The sequence below is a fragment of the Pseudomonas sp. B21-036 genome, from assembly GCF_024748925.1.
In the GTDB taxonomy this organism is placed as follows: Bacteria; Pseudomonadota; Gammaproteobacteria; order Pseudomonadales; family Pseudomonadaceae; genus Aquipseudomonas; species Aquipseudomonas palmensis.
In genome coordinates this window covers 4284825-4304598 of record NZ_CP087178.1, presented here as the reverse complement: position 1 = coordinate 4304598, position 19774 = coordinate 4284825, and the positions used below count along the sequence as shown (strand labels likewise).

Annotated in this window: 18 protein-coding genes; 11 read left to right on the top strand and 7 right to left on the bottom strand. The window is 64.5% G+C overall.

From position 1 onward, the window contains the following. Positions 1 to 103 precede the first annotated feature (103 nt). Complete coding sequence (locus LOY33_RS19450) at positions 104 to 1222, bottom strand: branched-chain amino acid ABC transporter substrate-binding protein (protein WP_043862608.1); 1119 nt, start codon at positions 1220 to 1222, stop codon at positions 104 to 106. Positions 1223 to 1577: 355 nt separating this feature from the next. On the opposite strand from LOY33_RS19450, the gene LOY33_RS19445 reads away from it, so the two are divergent. Continuing rightward, positions 1578 to 1883, top strand: a complete 306-nt coding sequence (locus LOY33_RS19445) for a DUF2288 domain-containing protein (protein WP_043862607.1) — start codon at positions 1578 to 1580, stop codon at positions 1881 to 1883. 204 nt (positions 1884 to 2087) lie between these two features. Here LOY33_RS19445 and LOY33_RS19440 read toward each other — a convergent pair whose 3' ends face one another. After that, positions 2088 to 4274: a hypothetical protein gene (locus tag LOY33_RS19440; protein WP_054914724.1), complete on the bottom strand. Its 2187-nt coding sequence runs from the start codon at positions 4272 to 4274 to the stop codon at positions 2088 to 2090. Between the two features lie 198 nt (positions 4275 to 4472). Here LOY33_RS19440 and LOY33_RS19435 point away from each other — a divergent pair, with 198 nt between their 5' ends. Further along, entirely contained in the window at positions 4473 to 5360 is an 888-nt protein-coding gene (locus LOY33_RS19435) for an NAD(P)-dependent oxidoreductase (protein WP_258659754.1), read from the top strand. On the opposite strand, the gene LOY33_RS19430 is transcribed toward LOY33_RS19435, so the two are convergent. Together LOY33_RS19430 and rapA are read right to left on the bottom strand one after the other, a co-directional pair. Beyond that, on the bottom strand, positions 5260 to 7512 hold the full coding sequence (locus LOY33_RS19430) for a bifunctional diguanylate cyclase/phosphodiesterase (RefSeq protein WP_258659753.1): 2253 nt from the start codon (positions 7510 to 7512) through the stop codon (positions 5260 to 5262). The genes LOY33_RS19435 and LOY33_RS19430 overlap by 101 nt on opposite strands. Positions 7513 to 7726: 214 nt before the next feature. Further along, a complete protein-coding gene (rapA, locus tag LOY33_RS19425; protein WP_258659751.1) occupies positions 7727 to 10573 on the bottom strand; it encodes an RNA polymerase-associated protein RapA in 2847 nt (948 codons plus the stop codon). 116 nt (positions 10574 to 10689) lie between these two features. Between rapA and LOY33_RS19420 the strand changes: the two genes are divergently transcribed. Next, positions 10690 to 11388 carry a M949_RS01915 family surface polysaccharide biosynthesis protein gene (locus LOY33_RS19420; protein WP_058540983.1) on the top strand — a complete coding sequence of 233 codons (699 nt, stop codon included), beginning with the start codon at positions 10690 to 10692 and terminating at the stop codon, positions 11386 to 11388. 6 nt (positions 11389 to 11394) lie between these two features. Here the strand turns inward: LOY33_RS19420 and LOY33_RS19415 are convergent, their stop codons facing one another. Beyond that, positions 11395 to 12009 (bottom strand): hypothetical protein, encoded by a 615-nt coding sequence (locus LOY33_RS19415; protein WP_258659747.1) that lies wholly within the window; start codon positions 12007 to 12009, stop codon positions 11395 to 11397. A gap of 151 nt (positions 12010 to 12160) precedes the next feature. On the opposite strand from LOY33_RS19415, the gene LOY33_RS19410 reads away from it, so the two are divergent. The 7 genes from LOY33_RS19410 to LOY33_RS19380 all read left to right on the top strand — a co-directional run bounded on the left by LOY33_RS19410 (position 12161) and on the right by LOY33_RS19380 (position 16738). Then, positions 12161 to 12490 (top strand): hypothetical protein, encoded by a 330-nt coding sequence (locus LOY33_RS19410; RefSeq protein ID WP_043862600.1) that lies wholly within the window; start codon positions 12161 to 12163, stop codon positions 12488 to 12490. Between the two features lie 70 nt (positions 12491 to 12560). Next, entirely contained in the window at positions 12561 to 12722 is a 162-nt protein-coding gene (locus LOY33_RS19405) for a hypothetical protein (RefSeq protein ID WP_088513942.1), read from the top strand. Positions 12723 to 12855: 133 nt separating this feature from the next. Continuing rightward, entirely contained in the window at positions 12856 to 12972 is a 117-nt protein-coding gene (gene ccoM, locus LOY33_RS19400; RefSeq protein WP_043862641.1) for a cytochrome c oxidase subunit CcoM, read from the top strand. A gap of 242 nt (positions 12973 to 13214) precedes the next feature. Next, positions 13215 to 15203 (top strand): FUSC family protein, encoded by a 1989-nt coding sequence (locus LOY33_RS19395; protein WP_043862599.1) that lies wholly within the window; start codon positions 13215 to 13217, stop codon positions 15201 to 15203. Next, on the top strand, positions 15190 to 15396 hold the full coding sequence (locus LOY33_RS19390) for a DUF1656 domain-containing protein (protein ID WP_254996540.1): 207 nt from the start codon (positions 15190 to 15192) through the stop codon (positions 15394 to 15396). The genes LOY33_RS19395 and LOY33_RS19390 overlap by 14 nt, the downstream gene beginning before the upstream one ends. A gap of 11 nt (positions 15397 to 15407) precedes the next feature. Beyond that, positions 15408 to 16265 carry an HlyD family secretion protein gene (locus LOY33_RS19385; protein WP_043862597.1) on the top strand — a complete coding sequence of 286 codons (858 nt, stop codon included), beginning with the start codon at positions 15408 to 15410 and terminating at the stop codon, positions 16263 to 16265. A gap of 53 nt (positions 16266 to 16318) precedes the next feature. Further along, positions 16319 to 16738: a DUF4375 domain-containing protein gene (locus LOY33_RS19380; protein ID WP_058540986.1), complete on the top strand. Its 420-nt coding sequence runs from the start codon at positions 16319 to 16321 to the stop codon at positions 16736 to 16738. A 4-nt stretch (positions 16739 to 16742) separates the two neighbouring features. Here the strand turns inward: LOY33_RS19380 and LOY33_RS19375 are convergent, their stop codons facing one another. Next, on the bottom strand, positions 16743 to 17501 hold the full coding sequence (locus tag LOY33_RS19375) for an SDR family NAD(P)-dependent oxidoreductase (protein ID WP_078480543.1): 759 nt from the start codon (positions 17499 to 17501) through the stop codon (positions 16743 to 16745). A 115-nt stretch (positions 17502 to 17616) separates the two neighbouring features. On the opposite strand from LOY33_RS19375, the gene LOY33_RS19370 reads away from it, so the two are divergent. Next, positions 17617 to 18534 (top strand): LysR family transcriptional regulator, encoded by a 918-nt coding sequence (locus LOY33_RS19370; RefSeq protein ID WP_054914718.1) that lies wholly within the window; start codon positions 17617 to 17619, stop codon positions 18532 to 18534. On the opposite strand, the gene LOY33_RS19365 is transcribed toward LOY33_RS19370, so the two are convergent. After that, entirely contained in the window at positions 18473 to 19687 is a 1215-nt protein-coding gene (locus tag LOY33_RS19365) for an ATP-binding protein (RefSeq protein WP_043862593.1), read from the bottom strand. The genes LOY33_RS19370 and LOY33_RS19365 overlap by 62 nt on opposite strands. Between the last annotated feature and the right edge of the window lie 87 nt (positions 19688 to 19774).

Below are 19774 nucleotides of genomic sequence, written 5' to 3'. Positions count from 1 at the left end.
TTTCAGGTGAACCTGCTCCCGGATCGCGGGAATCAGGCCCATGAACCTCGTAAAACAAAGCCCACTGCTCGCACAGTGGGCTTGTAGTCATGGAGTGACGGGATTACTGAGGGGAAACTTCGGTTTTAGGTTTGCCGAAATGCCATTCGTAGACGACGAACTTGAAGTCCTTCAGGTCGCCGTTCTTGTCATAGGACAAGTCGCCGGTAGGGGTCTTGAAGGTGCCGGTGTGCAGGGCCTGTGCGACCTTGTCGGTGTCTTCGCTCTTGGCCGCCTTGATGCCTTCGGCGATCAGCTCCACCGCCGAGTAGGCCGGGAACACGAACGGACCGCTCGGGTCCTTGCCGTCAGCCTTGATGGCGTCGACGATGGCCTTGTTCGCAGGGTCGGCGTCGAACGACTTGGGCAGGGTTACCAGCAGGCCTTCGGAAGCGCCCTGGGCGATCTGCGAGATCGAGTCGTTGCCCACGCCCTCTGGGCCCATGAACTTGGCCTTCAGGCCTTTTTCCTGAGCCTGGCGCAGGATCAGGCCCAGCTCTGGGTGGTAGCCGCCGTAGTACACGAAGTCGACGTTGGCTTGCTTGAGCTTCTGGATGATCGAGGAGAAGTCCTTGTCGCCGGCGTTCAGGCCTTCGAACACGGCAACCTTGGTGCCTTTGCCTTCCAGGGTCTGCTTGACCGCGGTGGCGATGCCTTCACCGTACTGCTGCTTGTCGTGCAGTACCGCAACCACCTTGGGCTTGACGTGGTCGGCGATGTAGTTCCCGGCGGCCGGGCCCTGGGCGCTGTCCAGGCCGATGGTACGGAAGATCAGCTTGTAGCCGCGGGAGGTGATTTCCGGGCTGGTGGCAGCCGGGGTGATCATGATCACGCCTTCATCTTCATAGATGTCGGACGCTGGTTGAGTGGAGCTGGAGCACAGGTGGCCGACCACGAACTTGACGCCATCGTTGACCACTTTGTTGGCGACTGCCACGGCCTGTTTAGGGTCGCAGGCGTCGTCGTATTCCTTGGCTTCGAGCATCTTGCCGTCAACGCCGCCCTTGGCGTTGATGTCCTTGATGGCCTGTTTTGCACCGATGAACTGCATGTCACCGTATTGAGTAACCGGACCGGTCTTCGGGCCGGCGATGCCGATCTTGATGGTATCGGCGGCAACTGCATGGCTGGCAACCCCGGCCAGAACCATTGCGGCGAACAGCTTGGAAATCTGCTTACTCATAGTGCTCCACTCATTCTGTTGTAATTTTTATAGTCCTGGTGCCCAGGGCTACGGACCGGGATACCGTGACGGCCACGCCGTCCCGCCTTTCCCGTGTTCCCCCGCAAAATGCCCTGGCAACTGTACCGGTACAGTGTAGAGCGCCGCTTGATCGATTGAAAAGCGGGCTTTTCGGGGCAAAATCCGGGGGTGTCGCCTAATCGACAGAAAGTTACATAAAGGCGCCGCCAATTTGCCAGCATGCTGCGGCGGGGCGTGATCTTCATGGCCTTGTCGATCAATTACTTATTTGAAACTGGGTTTTTCTGCAAAAATAGCGACCTTTCAGTGGTCGAATTATTTCTGGTAGGAACCCATGACAGATCAACCAAGCACCCTCTATGCCAAATTGCTCGGCGAGACTGCAATCATCGAGTGGAAAGCGCTGGAGCGTTTTTGGGCCAAGGGTGACCTGATTTGGGTCGACCCGTCGCTGGACCTGATCGAGGTGGCGTCGGCAATGGCCGAAAACCGCAGTGAAACCGTGGAAAAATGGCGAAATGATGGCACGGTCGTGCCGGTGACTGCCGAGCAGGCGCTAGACCTTTCGCACACGATTGCGCCGATCTGGGCAGTGGTGGTTTCGCCGTTTATCGTGATTCAGAAAAAGTCCGCGCCCTGATCTGGTGCGCAAAAACGAACAGCCGGAAGATTTTGGTGCGCGAGGGCGTTCAGGCGGGGTGGTTGTTGGTAACAGTGGGGCAGGGGTTCAAAAAACGCGGTAACAGTTCTTGCCTCATCGCGGGTCAAGCCCGCTCCCACAGGTTGGTGGAGACCTTGGTGGGAGCGGGCTTGACCCGCGATGGCCGCAAAGCCGCCGCGCAGATTACTCGTAGTCTGTCTTGCCCGTATGGCTGTTGAGCGAAATCACCCGCGTCTTGCCGATGCGGTGACGGTAGATCTCGCGCAGGTACTTCACCGCCTTCTTCACGCACTCGCGTGACAGGCGGATATCGTTGATCGACACGAACTTGCTCTTGTCGTTGATCAGCTCGCGGTACTTCTTCTCGTACATCGGCTTGATCGCGTACCAGTTGGTATCGAGGATCTTGGCCGGGTTCTCGAACTCGTTGAGCAGGTCGTCGATACGGTCCTCGTCGAATTCCTCACGGGTGATGAAGTCGAGGATGGCGTTGTCCAGCGTGTCGTCGAAACGGTACGGGGTGCGCGCGAAACAGCGCTTGATGAACGCCACGATCAGGGTCAGGAAGTCGTCCGACAGGCACGGGCTCTTGGCGATCAGGGTGGTCAGCGACAGGTTGGCCGAGGCGCCGATCACCAGCGCGTAGCGCTTGAGCGTGGTGTTGGGGAACAGGCTGTTGAGGTGGGTCTTGAGCCGGTTCAGGTCCATGTACGAGAGCTTGTAGTCCTTGGGCAGGGACACGATCGACACCACCGACGAGCAGTTCTTGAAGAAGTGCAGGTCATGCAGCGCCGCGGCGTCGTAGCCGGAGGTCTTGTACTGCTCCAGGGCCGCGCGATAGCGCTTGGACTCGATCGGCAGCAGGCTGATGCCCTCGATCGCCTGGGTCACCTTGTTGAAGTGCGGCAGATCGATGGAGCGGAAGAACAGGTCGTCGATGTTGAGCTGCGGCTTCTCTTTCTCGAACACCTTGAACTTGTCGTTGCCTGGCGTCGGCTGCTCGGGCACTACCGATTCGGCGTAGGCGATGGCCACCGGGCCGGCCAGGCTCATGAACAGGTCGTTGGCATCCAGGCGGATGGTCTCGCCGATGTCGATACCCGCGCGCCGGAAGTAGTTCTGGTCGTAGTCGGTGGTCACCGCCTGGGCGGTGAGGATGTTGAAGATCTGCTGCGAGATGTACTGGTTGGCGTGCTTCTCCATGGCATTGACGTCAATGTCCTGGATGTTGCCGTCATCGTTCTCCTCGGCATAGCGCATGATGTCGTTGGAGATCAGCATCATCGCGTTCCACGGACGGATACGCCCCATCACGCTGGCTTCGCTGCTGTCCTCGTTGTCGAAGTTGTACGAGAAGTCCCATTCCTCCGACAGGTACTTGCACAGCAGGCGGCCGGCGTTGATGTGCAGTGCCTCGGACATCTCGCTGCGGTGGTCGGAGATGTTCGGCAGCACGCAGATGCCGCTGGTGAAGATCGGCTCGAAGACGAAGGAGTGCCCGCTCTTGGTGTCGTTCTCGTCGGCCGGCTTGGTGTCGAACGTCTTGTTCATGTACGAGAACTGCTGGGCCAGGCCGAACTCCGATGCCATGCCCGAGCCGGTACCGCCACCGGCGCTGAAGATGTAGAAGTACAGGCGCGACTGGTTGGCCTTGATGCCGCACGAGTCGATCAGGTATGAGTGGATCAGCTTCCAGTCGGCACTGGAGAAGCGCTGGGTTTCCTTGTTGAGGATGATCTTGGCCAGGTACTGGCCCAGGATCGGCGCGTTGCCGGCGCCGCCCGCATGCACCTCGGACAGGTCCATGATCTTCATCTTGCTGTAGTCGCGCAGAAAGCCGCTCTTCTCGCCCTTGCGCGAAAAACGGATGCGCCCGGCGATGTCCTTGTCCAGGTCGCCCAGCATCACCAGCGGTTCCACCAGGAACACCGGCTTGGCGCCCTTGTTCTGCACCAGGCGCAGGTTGTTGCGGATCCAGCGGCCCGGGCTGTAGGGCTGCTCGCCGGCGTGGCGGTCTTCGTTGTTGAATTCGTTGAGGTAGAAGGTGCGGGCGTTGTACACCAGCTCCGCCACATCCAGGGCAATGTTCGAACCGCAACGACCCAGGCCGATCAGGCACACCGAAGGGAACTGCTGGTCCAGGCGCAACTGGGTGTCATCTTCGACATGCACACTGGGCGGGAACACCAGGTCGCGCAGGCCGTCGAGGTTGTCCAGGATGCGCTGGATATCGGTCTCGGTGTAATACAGGTACTGCTGCGGCGTAGCCGCGCGCGGGCTGTAGTATTCTCGAGGCGCCGGGGCGGTGAGCGCGGTGGAGGATGACATCAGCTCGGAAACCGCGGTGGCAGAAGTATTCTTTGAGGTCATTTTGCGCCATTTGCCTGGGTGGACGGCTGGTAAAAGTCGATATCATCGAGCCATCACGGGATAAGTTTCGCGACTGTATCAGTGCGCCTTTGGCGTGAGCGATAGGGTCCTGCCCTATAACCCTCTAAGGGTTTTCCTGTCACGTCTGAGAACTGAATCGTCCGCATCGCCAACTTCTTTAATTTGCCAGGAGCTGTCATGAGCATTGCACTACCTTCGCTGGGGTTCGCCGGTATCGGTCTGATGGGATTGCCCATGTGTCGGCGCCTGCTGGCGGCCGGTTTTCCGTTGACCGTGTGGAACCGTTCATCGGACAAGTGCGCGCCACTGGTGGCCGCCGGGGCGAGCCAGGCGAACAGCCCGGCAGAGCTCTGCGCGGCGGCGGACGTGGTGATGCTGTGCCTGGCCGACACCCAGGTGGTGCACGAGGTGGTGTTCGGTGACGACGGTATCGCCGCAGGCGGCGCGGCCGGGCAGCTGCTGGTGGATTTTTCCAGCCTGGAGCCCGGCGCCACGCGGCAAATGGCCGCACAGCTGAGGCAGGCCTGCGGCATGCACTGGCTGGATGCACCGGTGTCGGGCGGCACCCCGGGCGCCGAGGCCGGCAGCCTGGCGATCATGGTCGGCGGCGAGGCGGCCGATCTTGAGCGGGTGCGCCCGGTGCTCCAGTTGCTGGGGCAGCGGGTCACGCACATGGGTGCGGTGGGGGCAGGGCAGGTGACCAAGGCCTGCAACCAGATGATCGTGGCCTGTAACGCACTGGTGATTGCCGAGGTGGTGGCCCTGGCCGAACAGTCAGGGGTGGATGCCAGCCTGATCGCCGAAGCCCTGGCAGGCGGTTTCGCCGATTCCAGGCCGTTGCAGATCCTGGCCCCGCAAATGGCCGAGCAGCGTTACGAGCCGGTGAAGTGGCACGTGCGCACCTTGCTCAAGGACCTGGATACGGCGGTCAAGTTTTCCCGCGAGCAGGGCTCGGCCACCCCGATCAGCGGCCTGGCGGCGCAACTGATGCGCTTGCACGGCAGCCAGGGTTACCTGGAAAAGGATCCCGCAACCCTGGTCGAGCTGTTTCGCCGCAAGCCATAGGCAGGTCGCTGCACTGGTTGAGGCTGCCGAGCACCGCGTGCAGCTCGCCCATCGGTACCGGGCGGCTGAACAGGTAGCCCTGCAGAAAGTCGCAGCCCTGCTGGCGCAGGAACTGGTACTGCTCGACGGTTTCCACTCCCTCGGTCACCACCTTCAGGTGCAGGGTGTGGGCCATGATGATGATGGCCTGCACGATGTCCATGTCCTGCTCGGAGTGGGGGATGTCCTGGATGAACGAGCGGTCGATCTTCAGCGTGTCCAGCGGCAGGCGCTTGAGGTAGGCCAGCGATGAGTAGCCGGTGCCGAAGTCGTCGATCGAGAGTGAAACGCCCTTGGCCCGGATACGCTTGAGCAGGGCGATGGTGTTGTGGATGTTGCCCATCAGCGCGTTTTCGGTCACCTCCATTTCCAGGCGCCAGGCCGGCAGCCCCGCGCTGAACAGCGCATCTTCCACTTCGCTGACGAGTTCTTCGCGGCCCAGGGTCAGCGCCGAGCAGTTGACGGTGACCTTGAGCTGGTCGAAGCCATGGCGGCTCAACTGCGCCAGGTCCTGGCAGGCGCGGCGCAACACCCACAGGTCGAGCTCGCCGATCAGGCCGTTGGCTTCGGCAATGCCGATGAAGCGGTCGGGGCTGAGCAGGCCGTGCTGCGGGTGCTGCCAGCGGATCAGCGCTTCGAGCTTGGCCACCTGGCCGCTGGCCAGGTCGAAGATCGGCTGGTAATGGATGCGCAGCCCGCGCTCTTCGAGCAGGGCCACGCGCAGCTCCTCCTCCAGTTGCAGCTCCAGGGTGGCGCGGGTTTTCAGGTTGCTGCTGAAGAAGTTCAGGTTGTTGCGCCCGCAGCCCTTGGACTGATACAGCGCCAGGTCCGCGTGCTTGAGCAGCTCGTCGCAGCTTTCGCCATCGTCGGGGAACACGCTGATGCCGATGCTGGTGGTCATCACCATGCGCCGGCCGCTCAGGTCGATCGGTTCCTTGACCTTGTGCATGATGCGCTGCGCCAGGTGGCGGGCCTCGTCGCGGTTGTGCAGGCCGATCAGAATGCAGAACTCGTCGCCGCCGAAGCGGGCCACCACGTCGTGGCTACGGGTGGCGCTCTTGATCTGCGCGGCGATCACCTGCAGCAGCTGATCCCCCGCGTCATGGCCCAGGCTGTCGTTGATGCGCTTGAAGTGATCGATGTCCAGGAACATCACCGCCAGCATCCCGCCGCTGGCCGCCTGTTCGGCCAGGCGCTCGGCGAACAGCTGGTTGAAACCGCGACGGTTGACCAGGTTGGTCAGTGCATCGTAGTGCGCCGCCTGTTGCAGCGAGACCCGTGCCTGGTCCAGCTGGCTGAGCAACATGTTGACCCGGCGCAGGTCGTGCTCCTTGCTCTGCAGCTTCTTGTCCGACAGGGCGGCGCTGATGCAACTGGCGCTGATCAGCAGGGCGACGAAGGCGATGGCCAGGCTCAGGTGCAGGCTGTTGTCGGTGATCGGCAACTGCAGCGGTGCGTCCACGGGCAGTACCAGGGTCAGGGCCCACATGCCGGTGAAATGGGTGGCGATGATGCCGGTGGCCATCACCAGGCTGGCGACGTACCTGGGCCAGTTGCTCTGGGCTGGGCGGTAGCGGGTCAGCAGCAACGCCAGCAGGCTGACGCCGAAGGCGACCACCACCGAACTTGCCAGCAGGTCGGCGCGGTAGAACTGCGAGGCGTTGGAGCGCATGGCTGCCATGCCGGTGTAATGCATGGCGCCGATGCCCAGGCCGATGGCGATGGCCGCCAGCACATGCTGGTGCAGGCGCGGCTGGGGTGTGCCGAGCAGGTTCATCGCACTCCAGGCGGCGAGCAGCATCAGCAGCAGCGATACGGCCGTCAGGGCCAGGTCGTAGTGCACCTCGAGGGGGGCCTGGAAGGCGAGCATGCCGATGAAGTGCATGCCCCACACGCTGCAGGCCAGGCAGAAGGTGCCGAGCAGGCGCCATTGACGTTGGGCGGCGCTGTGCTCGGCATTGCCCACGCGTTCGATGATGTCGAAGGTGGCGAAACTGCCCGCGCAGGCGACCAGGTAGGCAAGTGCCACCAGGTAGGGGTTGTGCCGGCAATCGAGGAGCAATTGTCCGGTTGCGGGAAGTTCGGCGAGTACATGCAGCCCCTGCCACTCCATAGCATGCCTCTTGGTCCGGTGTGCACGCGGCCTCCAGCGGAGTGGAGACGGTTTTGGCTGAGTATAGGAAGAGAGCATTAACCCATCGGGATTAATGGCAGATTGACTTGTATGGATTGGAGATTGGGGCGATAGCGTTTGGTTCTAAAACCGAGTCGCGCCCTTCGCCGGCAAGCCGGCTCCTGCATCGATCATGCAGGAGCCGGCCAGTGGGTCAGCCGGCGACCAGTACCCGAATTGCCTCAAGGCGCAGTGCGGCCTTCTCCAGCATCGCCAGGCCCTGCTCGCGTTGCGCACGCAAGGCCTGGATTTCGGTGTCGCGCACGGTCGGGTTGACCGCCTGCAACGCGGTCAGGCGCGCCAGTTCTTCATCGGTTTCGGCTGCCAGGCGGCGCTGCGCCTCGGCCACACGCTCGGCGTGGCGCGGCATGATCTTGGTCTCGCCGGCATTGATGCGCGGGGTCAGGACATCGCGCTGGGCCTGGATGAACTTGTTGGCGCTGGCCTTGGGCACGCTTTCGAGCTGGTCGTTGAGGGTCTCGAACGACACCCGCGCCGCCAGGTCGTTGCCGTTGGTGTCGAGCAGGCAGCGCAGCGCTGCCGGCGGCAGGTAGCGGCCCAGTTGCAGGGCGCGCGGGGCTACCACTTCGCTGACGTACAGCAGTTCGAGCAGCACGGTGCCCGGCTTGAGCGCCTTGTTCTTGATCAGCGCCACCGCGGTATTGCCCATCGAGCCGCTGAGCACCAGGTCCATGCCGCCCTGCACCATGGGGTGTTCCCAGGTGATGAACTGCATGTCCTCGCGCGACAGCGCCTGGTTGCGGTCGTAGGTGATGGTCACGCCTTCGTCGTCGCCCAGCGGGAAGCTGGCGTCGAGCATCTTCTCGCTCGGCTTGAGGATCAGGGCGTTTTCCGAGTGGTCCTCGCTGTCGATACCGAAGGCGTCGAACAGGGTCTCCATGTAGATCGGGAGGGCGAACTGGTCGTCCTGCTCGAGGATCGCCTCCACCAGCGCCTGGCCTTCGCCGGCACCACCGGAGTTGAGCTCCAGCAGGCGGTCGCGGCCGCTGTGCAGCTCCGACTCCAGGCGCTGGCGCTCGGCGCAGGCTTCGTTGACCAGCGCTTCCCATTCGCCGTCGTCGCCGCTTTCCAGCAGCGGCAGCAGGCGCGGGCCGAACTGGTGCTGCAGGGCGTTGCCGGTAGGGCAGGTATTGAGGAAGGCATTGAGTGCCTGGTGATACCACTGGAACAGGCGCTCCTGCGGGCTGTTCTGCAGGTGCGGCACATGCAGTTCGATGGTGTGCTTCTGGCCGATACGGTCCAGGCGGCCGATGCGCTGTTCCAGCAGGTCGGGGTGGGCCGGCAGGTCGAACAGCACCAGGTGGTGGGCGAACTGGAAGTTGCGGCCTTCGCTGCCGATTTCCGAGCAGATCAGCACCTGCGCGCCGAACTCTTCGTCGGCAAAGTAGGCGGCGGCGCGGTCGCGCTCCAGGATGCTCATGCCCTCATGGAACACCGTGGCCGGAATGCCCGAGCGCACGCGCAGGGCGTCTTCCAGGTCCATCGCGGTTTCGGCGTGGGCGCAGATCACCAGCACCTTGACCCGCTTGAGCATCTTGAGGGTGTCGATCAGCCATTCGACCCGTGGGTCGAAGCGCCACCAGCGGCTCTCTTCGTCGCTGTCGCCCTGGGCCTGGAAGCTGACTTCCGGGTACAGGTCGGCATGCTCGCCCACCGGCAGTTCCATGTACTCGTCGGGGCACGGCAGCGGGTAGGCGTGCAGCTGGCGCTGCGGGAAGCCCTGCACCGCGGCGCGGGTGTTGCGAAACAGCACGCGGCCTGTGCCGTGGCGGTCCAGCAGCTCGCGGATCAGGCGTGCGCTGGCCTGGGTGTCGCCATCGTTGACTGCGGCCAGCAGCGCCTCGCCTTCGGCACCCAGGAAGCCCTGGATGGTGGCGTGGGCCTTGGGCGACAGGCGGCCTTCATCGAGCAGCTCCTGCACCGCCTCGGCCACCGGGCGATAGTTGTCGCTCTCGGCGCGGAACGCGGCCAGGTCGTGGAAACGGTTGGGGTCGAGCAGGCGCAGGCGTGCGAAGTGGCTGTCCTGGCCCAGTTGCTCGGGGGTGGCGGTCAGCAGCAGTACGCCGGGGATGACCTCGGCCAGTTGCTCGACCAGCGCGTACTCCGGGCTGACCTGGTCTTCGTGCCACACCAGGTGGTGCGCCTCGTCGACCACCAGCAGGTCCCAGCCGGCGGCGAACAGCGCGTCCTGGGCCTTTTCATCCTCGGTCAGCCACTCCAGCGCCACCAGCGCCAGTTGCGCATCCTCGAACGGGTTGCTGGCATCGCTTTCGATGAAGCGCTCGGCGTCGAACAGAGCCACCTGCAGGTTGAAACGGCGGCGCATTTCCACCAGCCACTGGTGCTGCAGGTTCTCCGGCACCAGGATCAGCACGCGGCTGGCGCGACCCGTGAGCAGCTGGCGATGGATCACCAGGCCGGCTTCGATAGTCTTGCCCAGGCCCACTTCGTCGGCCAGCAGTACGCGCGGGGCGATACGGTCGGCCACTTCGCGGGCAATGTGCAACTGGTGGGCGATCGGCTGGGCACGGGTGCCGCCCAGGCCCCACAGCGACGACTGCAACTGGCGGCTGGTGTGTTCCAGGGTGTTGTAGCGCAGCGAGAACCACGCCAGCGGGTCGATCTGCCCGGCGAACAGGCGGTCGCTGGCCAGGCGGAACTGGATGAAGTTCGACAGCTGGGTTTCAGGCAGGGTGCAGGCCTGGTTCTGGGCATCGAGGCCGTGGTAGACCATCAGGCCGTCGATGACCTCGACTTCGCGCACGGTCAGCTTCCAGCCTTCGAAGTGAGTGATCTGGTCGCCCGGCGAGAAACGCACGCGGGTCAGGGGCGCATTGCGCAGGGAGTACTGGCGGGTGTCGCCAGTGGCCGGGTAGAGCACGGTCAACAAGCGGCCGTCCTGTGCCAGAACGGTCCCTAGACCCAGCTCGGCTTCGCTGTCGCTGATCCAGCGTTGCCCCGGTTGATACTGCTGCGCCATACTGCCTGACTCCCGCCATTCAAAAGGCGACTATCTTAACGGATAGGGCTGCACAGACCAAAGCGTCTGGCGATTTCATCGACGAAAGCCGTCTTTGCCACCACAGGCCTCGACCCATGCTCCGACACCCTCTGCTGTCCCTCCCGTTACGCCACTGCATCGTACTGGCCAGCCTGGCCTCGCTCGGCGCCTGCGACCAGCAGGGTTTCGAACTGCTGCCACCACTGGAGCCCCCGGCGCTGGCGGCGCTGGGCGTGCAGGTGCCGGTGCAGAACGTGCACTTTCGCGACCGCGACGGCGAGGCGGTGCTGGTGCTCAGCCGTCTGGACGACCAGGTCAGCGACGAGGAAACCCAGCAGGAGGTCGACCGGGTGGTGCTCACCGCCACCCTGTATGGCCGCAGCCACGACGCCCAAACCTACAAGGCGCGCTGGACCATCGAGAATGAAACCACCTGCCCGGGGCTGGACCTGGACGTGGGCTTCTATACCGACGTCAGCGGCGCCAGCGACCTGAACAACGATGGTGTGGCCGAACTGACCGTTGCCAGCCATTCCTTTTGCGGCGGCGGTGTCGACCCGCAGGACCTGCATGTGGAACTGCGCGAAGGGGCCGCCAGCTACGTGATCAACGGCCAGTCGTTGATCGCCCCGGAAGGCGAGGATGCCTTTGGTGGTGAACGCGAAGACGGCCCCACCCTCAAGGACGCACCGCCGGTGCTGCGCGAACACCTGGAGAAGGTCTGGAACAGCGTGCTCAAGCGCCCGTGGAGCGAAGCGGCGCCCGAACCGGACGATGACGACCCCGATCAGTAGGGCACGTCAGTAGGTGGCGACGGGGACTTCCACTGTATAGCGGTGCTGCGGGTTGCGTGTGTCGGTCAGGGTGTAGCGGCTCATCGAGCCGTTGTCGTTGGCCATCGGCTGGGTATCGATGTCGACGGTGAACGTCTCGCCACCGGTGTGCAGCGTGCCCTGGGGTGTGATTCGCGCATCGGCCGGGACGAGCAGGCCCCCCAGGTGGCCGTAGCCATTTTCATCGAAGTGATAGTCGACCAGGGCGTCGCGTCGTTGCAGGGCGAACACCTCGGGCAGGTAGGGCCGGTGGTCGATGTTCCAGTCATTGCGCAGGTCGCTCACCCAGACGCCCGGCAGGTCGAAACGGTGGCGCAGCAGGCTGTCTTCAAGCGGCACGCTGACCACCTCCAGGCAACACACGGTCTGCTTGCGCTGCTCGTCCAGCACGGCCATGCGCGTGCCGCGGGCAACCACTGCCGGCAGCATGGCGAATGCCATGTTCTCTTCGACATACCCGGCATCGGCCGCCGTGGCGAGGTTGCGCCAGCCACCGAACAACACCGGAGCCGGGTCGGCCATGGCCGCAAGGCCGGCCGTGGCCAGGCCGATACTCGCCAGGAGGCGATAGGGGATGCGCATCGTAGGCTCCTGCCTTATAGGGCGAAAAACGGGAAGCGCAGCGTACTATACTCAGGCACACCCCTGGCTGTGACGGGTGCCACACTTTTGCCATCGGCGCTCAAGGCTGCCGTTTGGCAGCCGACACATTGGCGACAGGAGAACAACAACCATGCTGCCGCCCATCATTCCCCTCAGTGCCGCCCCGGTCACCACGCAACACGACCCGGTCAAGCAGCCGCCGACCATCGCCCCCGTAGTGCCGGCCCAGCCCAGCGCCACCGACAGCAATATCGATTTCAAGAAGCGCGACCCGCAGGAGTCGGGGGTACTGCTGCGTGACGAGCAGCGCCGCCGCCAGGGCAAACGCCGCAAGGCCCCGGACGAAGAGCTGTACCAGGCCCTGCCGGGCGACGAGGTCAACGCCGACAACACCGTGCCGGTGGCGCCGTTGATGGGCGAACAGCCGCGCCAGGGCCTGCTGGTGGACATCGAAGTCTGAGCGGGGCTGTTCAGTGCGGGCGCGAGCCCTCATCATGGCGACTTCCGCAGTCCGTTCCACGAGCCTGAACATGAGCCAAGACGACAACCTGATCGATTTCGGCGCCGAGCGCGCCCGTCGCGTGCACGACCTCAAGGAAAAGCGCCTGAACGAAGTGCGTCAGGCGTTCGAGCAGGCAATGCCCCTGGGCAAGGGCAAGAAAAAGCCCAAGGGCAAGCCGAAGAAGCGCTGATTCTTGATGCAGGTCAACCCTGCACCCGCCTCGCGCGTCCGTTGATGGGCGCCATTGACCTCGGTCAATTTCCTCTCCCGCCCCATTCGCTACTGTTACCCCATCAGACAGGTGCAGGCGAATGGAGGCCGATATGTTCTTCGATAATGTGGTTATCGCTGGCGTTGTGACAGTCGGCCTGATGCTGCTGTTTTTCGCAGGCCTGGGTATTTTCATCTGGAAGGACTCGAACAAGCGCAAGCAGGGCTGATCCTTTCCGATACACGAGCACGCAAGGCATTTAGGGCAACTTCGGTTGCCCATTTTTTTTGCCTGGAATTTGGGGTGGCAGTACCGGGGCCTGCCGGGATGGGCCCTGTAGGCACGGCCTTGCCGGCGAAGGAAGGGAGAAAAATTCTGGACTATAAGTAGTTAGCTAGCTAATAATTCGCATCTGACCTTTCCCGCGTATCTGTGTCTATCTTTACTTCATCGCTTCCCAAGGTTCGATCCGTGCCCATCACTCTGCAGGCCCTGCTGGCGCCCAACCGACTCGCTGTGCAATTTGCCGTGAAAACCCTGCTTGGCGGCGGGTTGGCGCTGTGGCTGGCGTTGCGCTGGGGGCTGGAACAACCGGCCTGGGCGTTGATGACGGCCTTCATCGTGGCCCAGCCGCTGTCGGGCATGGTGCTGCAGAAGGGCCTGGCACGGCTGTTCGGCACGCTGGTCGGCACGATCATGTCAGTGGTGTTCATGGGCCTGTTCGCCCAGACGCCGTGGCTGTTTCTGCTGGCGCTGGCCCTGTGGCTGGCGCTGTGCACGGCCTGCTCGACCCTGCTGCGCAGCGCCTGGGCGTATTCCTTCGTGCTGGCCGGCTACACCGTGGCGATCATCGCCTTGCCGGCCATCAATCACCCGCTGCTGGTGTTCGACCAGGCGGTGGCACGCTGCACCGAGATCAGCCTGGGCATCATCTGCGCCACCTTGGTCAGCGCCTTGCTCTGGCCGATGCGGGTCGAGCAGCAGCTCAGCGGGCAGGCTCGCCAGGCCTGGCAAAGCGGCCTGCAGGCGGCCAGTGCGACCCTGACCGGCGAGGAGCAGGGGCGCAAGGGCCTTCTGGAGATTCTGGGGCGCATCGTCGCGGTGGATGCCCAGCGCGAACACGCCTGGTTCGAAGGCAGCCTGGGTCGCCAGCGTGCCCGGGCGATTCGCGGGCTCAGCCAGAAGCTGCTGATCCTGTTGCGCATCGCCCGTTCTGTACGCCGTCAGTGGCGCCAGCTCGACGACGAACAGGCGCAGCACATGGCCCCGTGGCTGAGCGAGGTGCAGGCCGCCCTGGCCGAGCCCGATCAGGCCGCACTGCTGGTGCTGCGCCAGCGCGTTTGGGATGCCGCCCATGACGAGCACAACAGCCCCGCGCAGCATTACTGCCTGGCGCGTCTGACCCTGCTGCTGGACAACGCCATGGCGGCGACCCTGGCCCTGCGCGCGGTGGAGGAGGGCAAGGCACCAGCCGACCTGCCCGACAGCCTGGCGGTGCACCGCGACGTGCCGCTGGCACTGCTGTTCGGCTCGCGCAGTGCGCTGGCGTTCCTGGCCATGGCCAGCTTCTGGCTGGCCACCGCCTGGTCGGCGGCGCCCGGCGGCCTGGTACTCACCTGCGTGGTGTGCAGCCTGTTCGCCAGTCGCGAGAACGGCGCGCAGATCGGCATGAGTTTCTTGCGCGGCATCCTGCTGGCGGTGCCCGTGGCGTTCTTCGTCGGGCAGATCCTGCTGCCGCAGTGGAGCGGTTTCGCCTTGCTGTGCATGGGCATGGGGGTGCCGCTGTTCCTGGGCGCGCTGGGCATGGCCAACCCGAAAATCGGCGCCACAGCCACTTCGTACTGCCTGCACTTCATCGTGCTGGTGGCACCGCTCAATACCATGACGTTCGATGTGGCCAACTTTCTCAACAGTGCCCAGGCCATGCTGCTGGGGGTGGGCGCAGCGGTGCTGGCGTTCAAGCTGCTGGTGTTGCGCAACCCCGCATGGCACGGCCGGCGCCTGCGCGCCGCCACCCAGAACGACCTGGTACGCCTGACCCGGCGCGACCTGCGCGGCGCCGAAACCTGGTTTGGCGGGCGCATGGCCGACCGCCTGCTGCAGCTGGCGCGCCATTACACCGCGCTGCCCGAGCAGGAGCGCGGCCACTGGGACGATGGCCTACACGGGCTGGACATCGGCGACGAACTGCTGCACCTGCGCATGTGCCTGGCGGTGGCCCAGGTGCCACCGGACGCGGCGCAGCGTGCGTATTTCCAGCAGCTGGAAAACGTGCTGGCACAGGGCCCAGGTGCCGGGCGCGGGCAGCGCCTGGATGCTGCCAGCGAAGCCTTCATCGCGGCGTTGCAGCAACGCCCCGACAGCGACCCGCTACGTCTTGCCGTGGGCGCGGTACTGCAACTTCGACACAGCTGGGCCAAATGGTGCCGGCGACAGGAGGAACTCCATGGGGTTGCGTGAGTGGGCAATGGGCGGGGTACTGCTCAGCCCGTTTCTGATCTATGCGGTGCTGGCGCTGCTGCTGACCTTCGCGGTGCGGCTGCTGCTGCGTCTGACCCCGCTGGGGCGCTGGGTGTGGCATGAAGCCCTGTTCGACACTGCACTGTTCGTTTGTATTCTGGTCCTGGTCACCCGCGTACTGGGGCCCCTGTAAGGAGTTTGACCATGCGTACCTATGTGCGTGTTGCCGTAACCCTGTGCCTGGTGGTGGTGGCGGTGTTCGCCGGCCTCGAACTGTGGCGCTACTACATGCTCACCCCCTGGACCCGCGACGCGAAGATCCGCGCCGACGTGGTGATCGTCGCCCCGGATGTGTCGGGCTGGGTGCGCGAGCTCAAGGTGCACGACAACCAGGAGGTCAAGGCGGGGGATTTGCTGATGTCCATCGACAAGGACCGCTTCGAGGCTGCGCTGGAAAAAGCCAATGCCGTGGCCGAGACCCGCCAGCAGCAACTGCGCCTGCGCGAACACGAGGCCTCGCGCCGCGCTGCACTGGGCCCGCAGGCGATCAGCGCCGAGCTGCGCGAAAATGCCCAGATCAACGCCGCCGTGGCCCGTGGCGAGCTGCGCCAGGCCCTGGCCGAGGTCAAGGTGGCCGCGCTCAACCTGGCGCGCAGCCAGGTCAAGGCACCGCGGGACGGGCACATCACCAACCTGCGCCTGGCCGAGGGCAATTATGTGAATGCCGGGCAGCCGGTGATGGCGCTGGTGGACGACTCGACTTTCTATGTGCAGGCCTATTTCGAAGAAACCAAGCTGCCGCGCATCAAGGTCGGTGCGCCGGTCAAGGTGTGGCTGATGAGCGCCGGCGAGCCGATGCAGGGCCATGTGCAGAGCATCAGCCGCGGCATCACCGATCGCAACGCCACCCCCGACAGCCAGTTGCTGGCCGAAGTGGAGCCGACCTTCAACTGGGTGCGCCTGGCCCAGCGCATTCCGGTACGCATCCGGCTCGACGAGGTGCCGGCGGGGGTCAACCTCAGTGCAGGCATGACCGCCAGCGTGCAGGTGCGCGAGGACTGAGGCGGCGCCTATAATCGCGCCCATCGATTCGGCACGTGGGCGAGGGAACGTACATGAGCATCACCAACAGCCCCACCTGGGCGCAACTCGAAGCACGCTGGGGTCACGGTTTCGACACCTTGCTGGCGCAGGAGCAGGAAGCCATCGCGCTGTGGTGGCTGGAGGCCGAAACCATGAACGGGCGGCTGGACCAGTATTTCTGGAACAGTGCCGGCGACCAGGCCCTGATCGCCTTGCGCGGCCTGCATGCCCTGCACATGCCGGTCACTGCCAAGGCGTTCGGTGATGCCCTGGCGCTGTTCGGCCCGCACTACCCCGAGCGTCGTGACGCGCGCATGGAGGTGCTCGAGGCGCTTGAGGCAGCGCACGGCGAGGACCTGTTCGAGGCCCCGTCGCGATTGATCCAGGACCTGCCCGAGGACTTCGTGCAGGCCGCACTGGACCGCCTCACCGAGCTGTACAGGCACCTCTGAGGTTTCACAGGAACATCCCGCCCGACACCTCCACCCGCTGGCCGTTGATCCAGCTGCCACCGTCGCCGAGCAGCACAGCCACCGCCGCGCCGATATCATCCGGCAGGCCGACGCGGCCCAGGGCGGTGTTGCTGGCGATAAAGCCGTTCACCTGGTCATTGTCGCGCACCACACCGCCACCAAAGTCGGTCTCGATGGCGCCGGGGGCCAGGATGTTCACGCGAATGCCACGCGCACCGAGCTCCTTGGCCTGGTAGCGGGTCAGCACCTCCATCGCCCCCTTCATCGCCGCGTAGGCGGCAAAGCCGGGCAGGGCAAAGCGGGTCAGCCCGGTGGAGATGTTGACGATGCGGCCCTGGTCGGCAAGCAGCGGCAGCAGCCGCTGGGTGAGAAAGAACGGGCCCTTGAGCTGGATGTTGAGCAGGGTATCGAACTGCGCTTCGGTGGTTTCGCTGAAGCTTGCGTTGATGCCGATGCCGGCGTTGTTCACCAGAAAGTCGAACTGTCGACGGCCGAAGGTACGCTGCAAGGTGTCATCGAGGGTGGCGGCGAACGCCTCGAAGCTGGCGCTGTTGCTCACGTCCAGTTGCAACATGGTGGCGCGCACGCCTTTTTGCTCAAGCTCGGCCACCAGCGCGTGGGCCTCGTCGGCCTTGCTGTGGTAGGTGCCGATGATGTCGATGCCCTGGGCTGCCAGGTGCAACGCGGTGTTCCTGCCCAGGCCACGGCTGGCGCCGGTAATCAGTGCGATCTTGCGGGTCATGGTCGGTTCCTCGGGGTGGCTGAAGTCGAGCACAGTCTATTGGTCGCTCCGGTACTGATAAATCCGCTGGATTCGGAAATACTGTTCGGCAGGGCCGAACAATGGAGGGGCTGGGATGAACACGCTGGAGCTGTTGCGCACCTTTGTGCGGGTTGCCGAACTGTCGAGCTTCACCCTGGCCGGTGAGAGCCTGGGGCTGCCGCGTTCTACCGTCTCGGAACAGGTGCGCCTGCTTGAGAGGCACCTGGGCACGCGCCTGCTCAACCGCACCACGCGGCGTGTACAGGCCACCCAGGATGGCCTGCAACTGTACGAGCGTAGCAAAGACCTGCTGTCGCGAATGGACGAGCTCGAAGGGCTGTTTCGGCCCGACCCGGCCCAGTTGCACGGTCGCCTGCGCATCGACCTGCCGACGCTGATGGCACGACGCATCATCCTGCCGGCCTTGCCGGCGTTCATGCAGCAGCACCCGGGGCTGGCGCTGGAGATCAGTTGCACCGATCGCCAGGTCGACCTGGTGCGCGAGGGCTTCGACTGCGTGCTGCGCATTGGTGCGCTCAGCGACCTTGCGCTGGTTGCCCGGCCCCTGGGCAGCCTGCGCATGGTCAACTGCGCCAGCCCTGCCTACCTGCAGCGCATGGGGGTGCCGACACGGCTGGAGGCCCTGCGCGACCACCAGTTGATCCACTACGTACAGAACCTGGGGGGGCGCTGCCCGGGGTTCGAGTACCGACAGGGCGCCACGACGCGGTATCAGCCCATGGGCGGTGCGGTCACGGTGAACAATACCGATGCCTACGAAAGCGCCTGCCTGGCCGGGTTGGGCATCATCCAGGCGCCCTTTGCCGGTGTGCGCGAGTACCTGGAGAGCGGGCAACTGGTCAGCGTGCTGGACCAGCAGGTGCCCGAGCCGATGCCGGTGTCATTGCTGTTCGCTCGGCAGGTACACCTGCCATTGCGGGTGGCGGCGTTCATGGGGTGGCTGGAGCAGGTTCTGGCGGGGCAACTCGATCCAGTGGCAGGCGCAGGCTGAACAGCGTGCCGGCCTCGCGGCTGGACACCACTTCCATGCGCCCGCCATGGGCCAGGGCAATCTGGTTGGCGATGTACAGGCCCAGCCCCAGGCCGCTTTGCGGGGTGCCGTCGAGCGGGCGCGAAAACGGCTGGAACAGTTGCGCCATCACCGCCGGGGCAATCGGCGCGCCCTGGTTGTGCACGCCCAGGGTGAACACCTGCTGCTCGATACGCGCCGATACATCTACCGGGCTGTTGGCGTCGCCATGGTTCAGGGCGTTGGCCAGCAGGTTGGAGAGCAGCTGGGTGATCCGCTCGCGGTCGCAGCACATGCCGCTGAGGTCATCGATATGCAGGCGTATCACCCGCTGCGGGTAGACCCGTTGCAGCTCGGAGGCCACCTGACGCAAGGCGGTGTCCAGGTCGGGGCAGGGCTGGATGTTCACCATGATGCCGTTGCCCAGGCGCCCGCGGGCGAAATCCAGCACATCGCGCACCAGTTCGGTGGCACGGCGTCCGGAGGCGAGGATGTGCTCGGCGATGGTTCGCGAGCGTGCATCGCCCAGGCGCTTGACCAGCAGCTCGGCGCCGGCGGTGATGGCGAACAGCGGGTTGCGCAGGTCGTGGCCGAGCACCGCGATGAACTGTTCGCGCAGCTCGGCGATGGCCAGCTCCTTCTTCAGCGCCGCCTCGGTCTGCTGGGCGGCTTCCTCGCTCTCGATCTGGATCGTCAACAGCCGCGCGAAGGACTCCATCATCGGCTGGATGGCACTGCCGGTGAGGGCGGCCGGGGCCGGATCGAGCGCGCAGATGGTGCCGAAAAAGCTGCCGTTGGTACGGAACACCGGCACCGAGATATAGCTTTCGAAGCGGTACAGGCGCGGGGTGGGGTGGTGGCAGTAGCGGGCGTCCTCGCTGGCCTTGTCGATCACGATGGTCTGGTGGCTGCCGCGAATCTCGTGGCATAGCGTGGTGGCCACGTCCAGCTCGCCGCCCACTCCCAGGCCAAAGCCCAGGTTGTCGAGCACGGCGCAGGCGGTCCAGTTGTTCTCGGTGACACGGGCCACGGCCGCAAAGCGCATGCCGGTGGTTTCGCAGATCACCTGGAGGATGGCCGGCACGGCGTTGATCCGCGCAATCGTGGCAAGGTCGGCGGTGATGGCAGTACTCATGGAACGTCCACGTGGCTGGCGGCAAGGTGAGGATGTCTGGCAGTTTAGCGAAAAAAAGGGTGTCAGGCGCAGGCGGGTTTTTAGTAA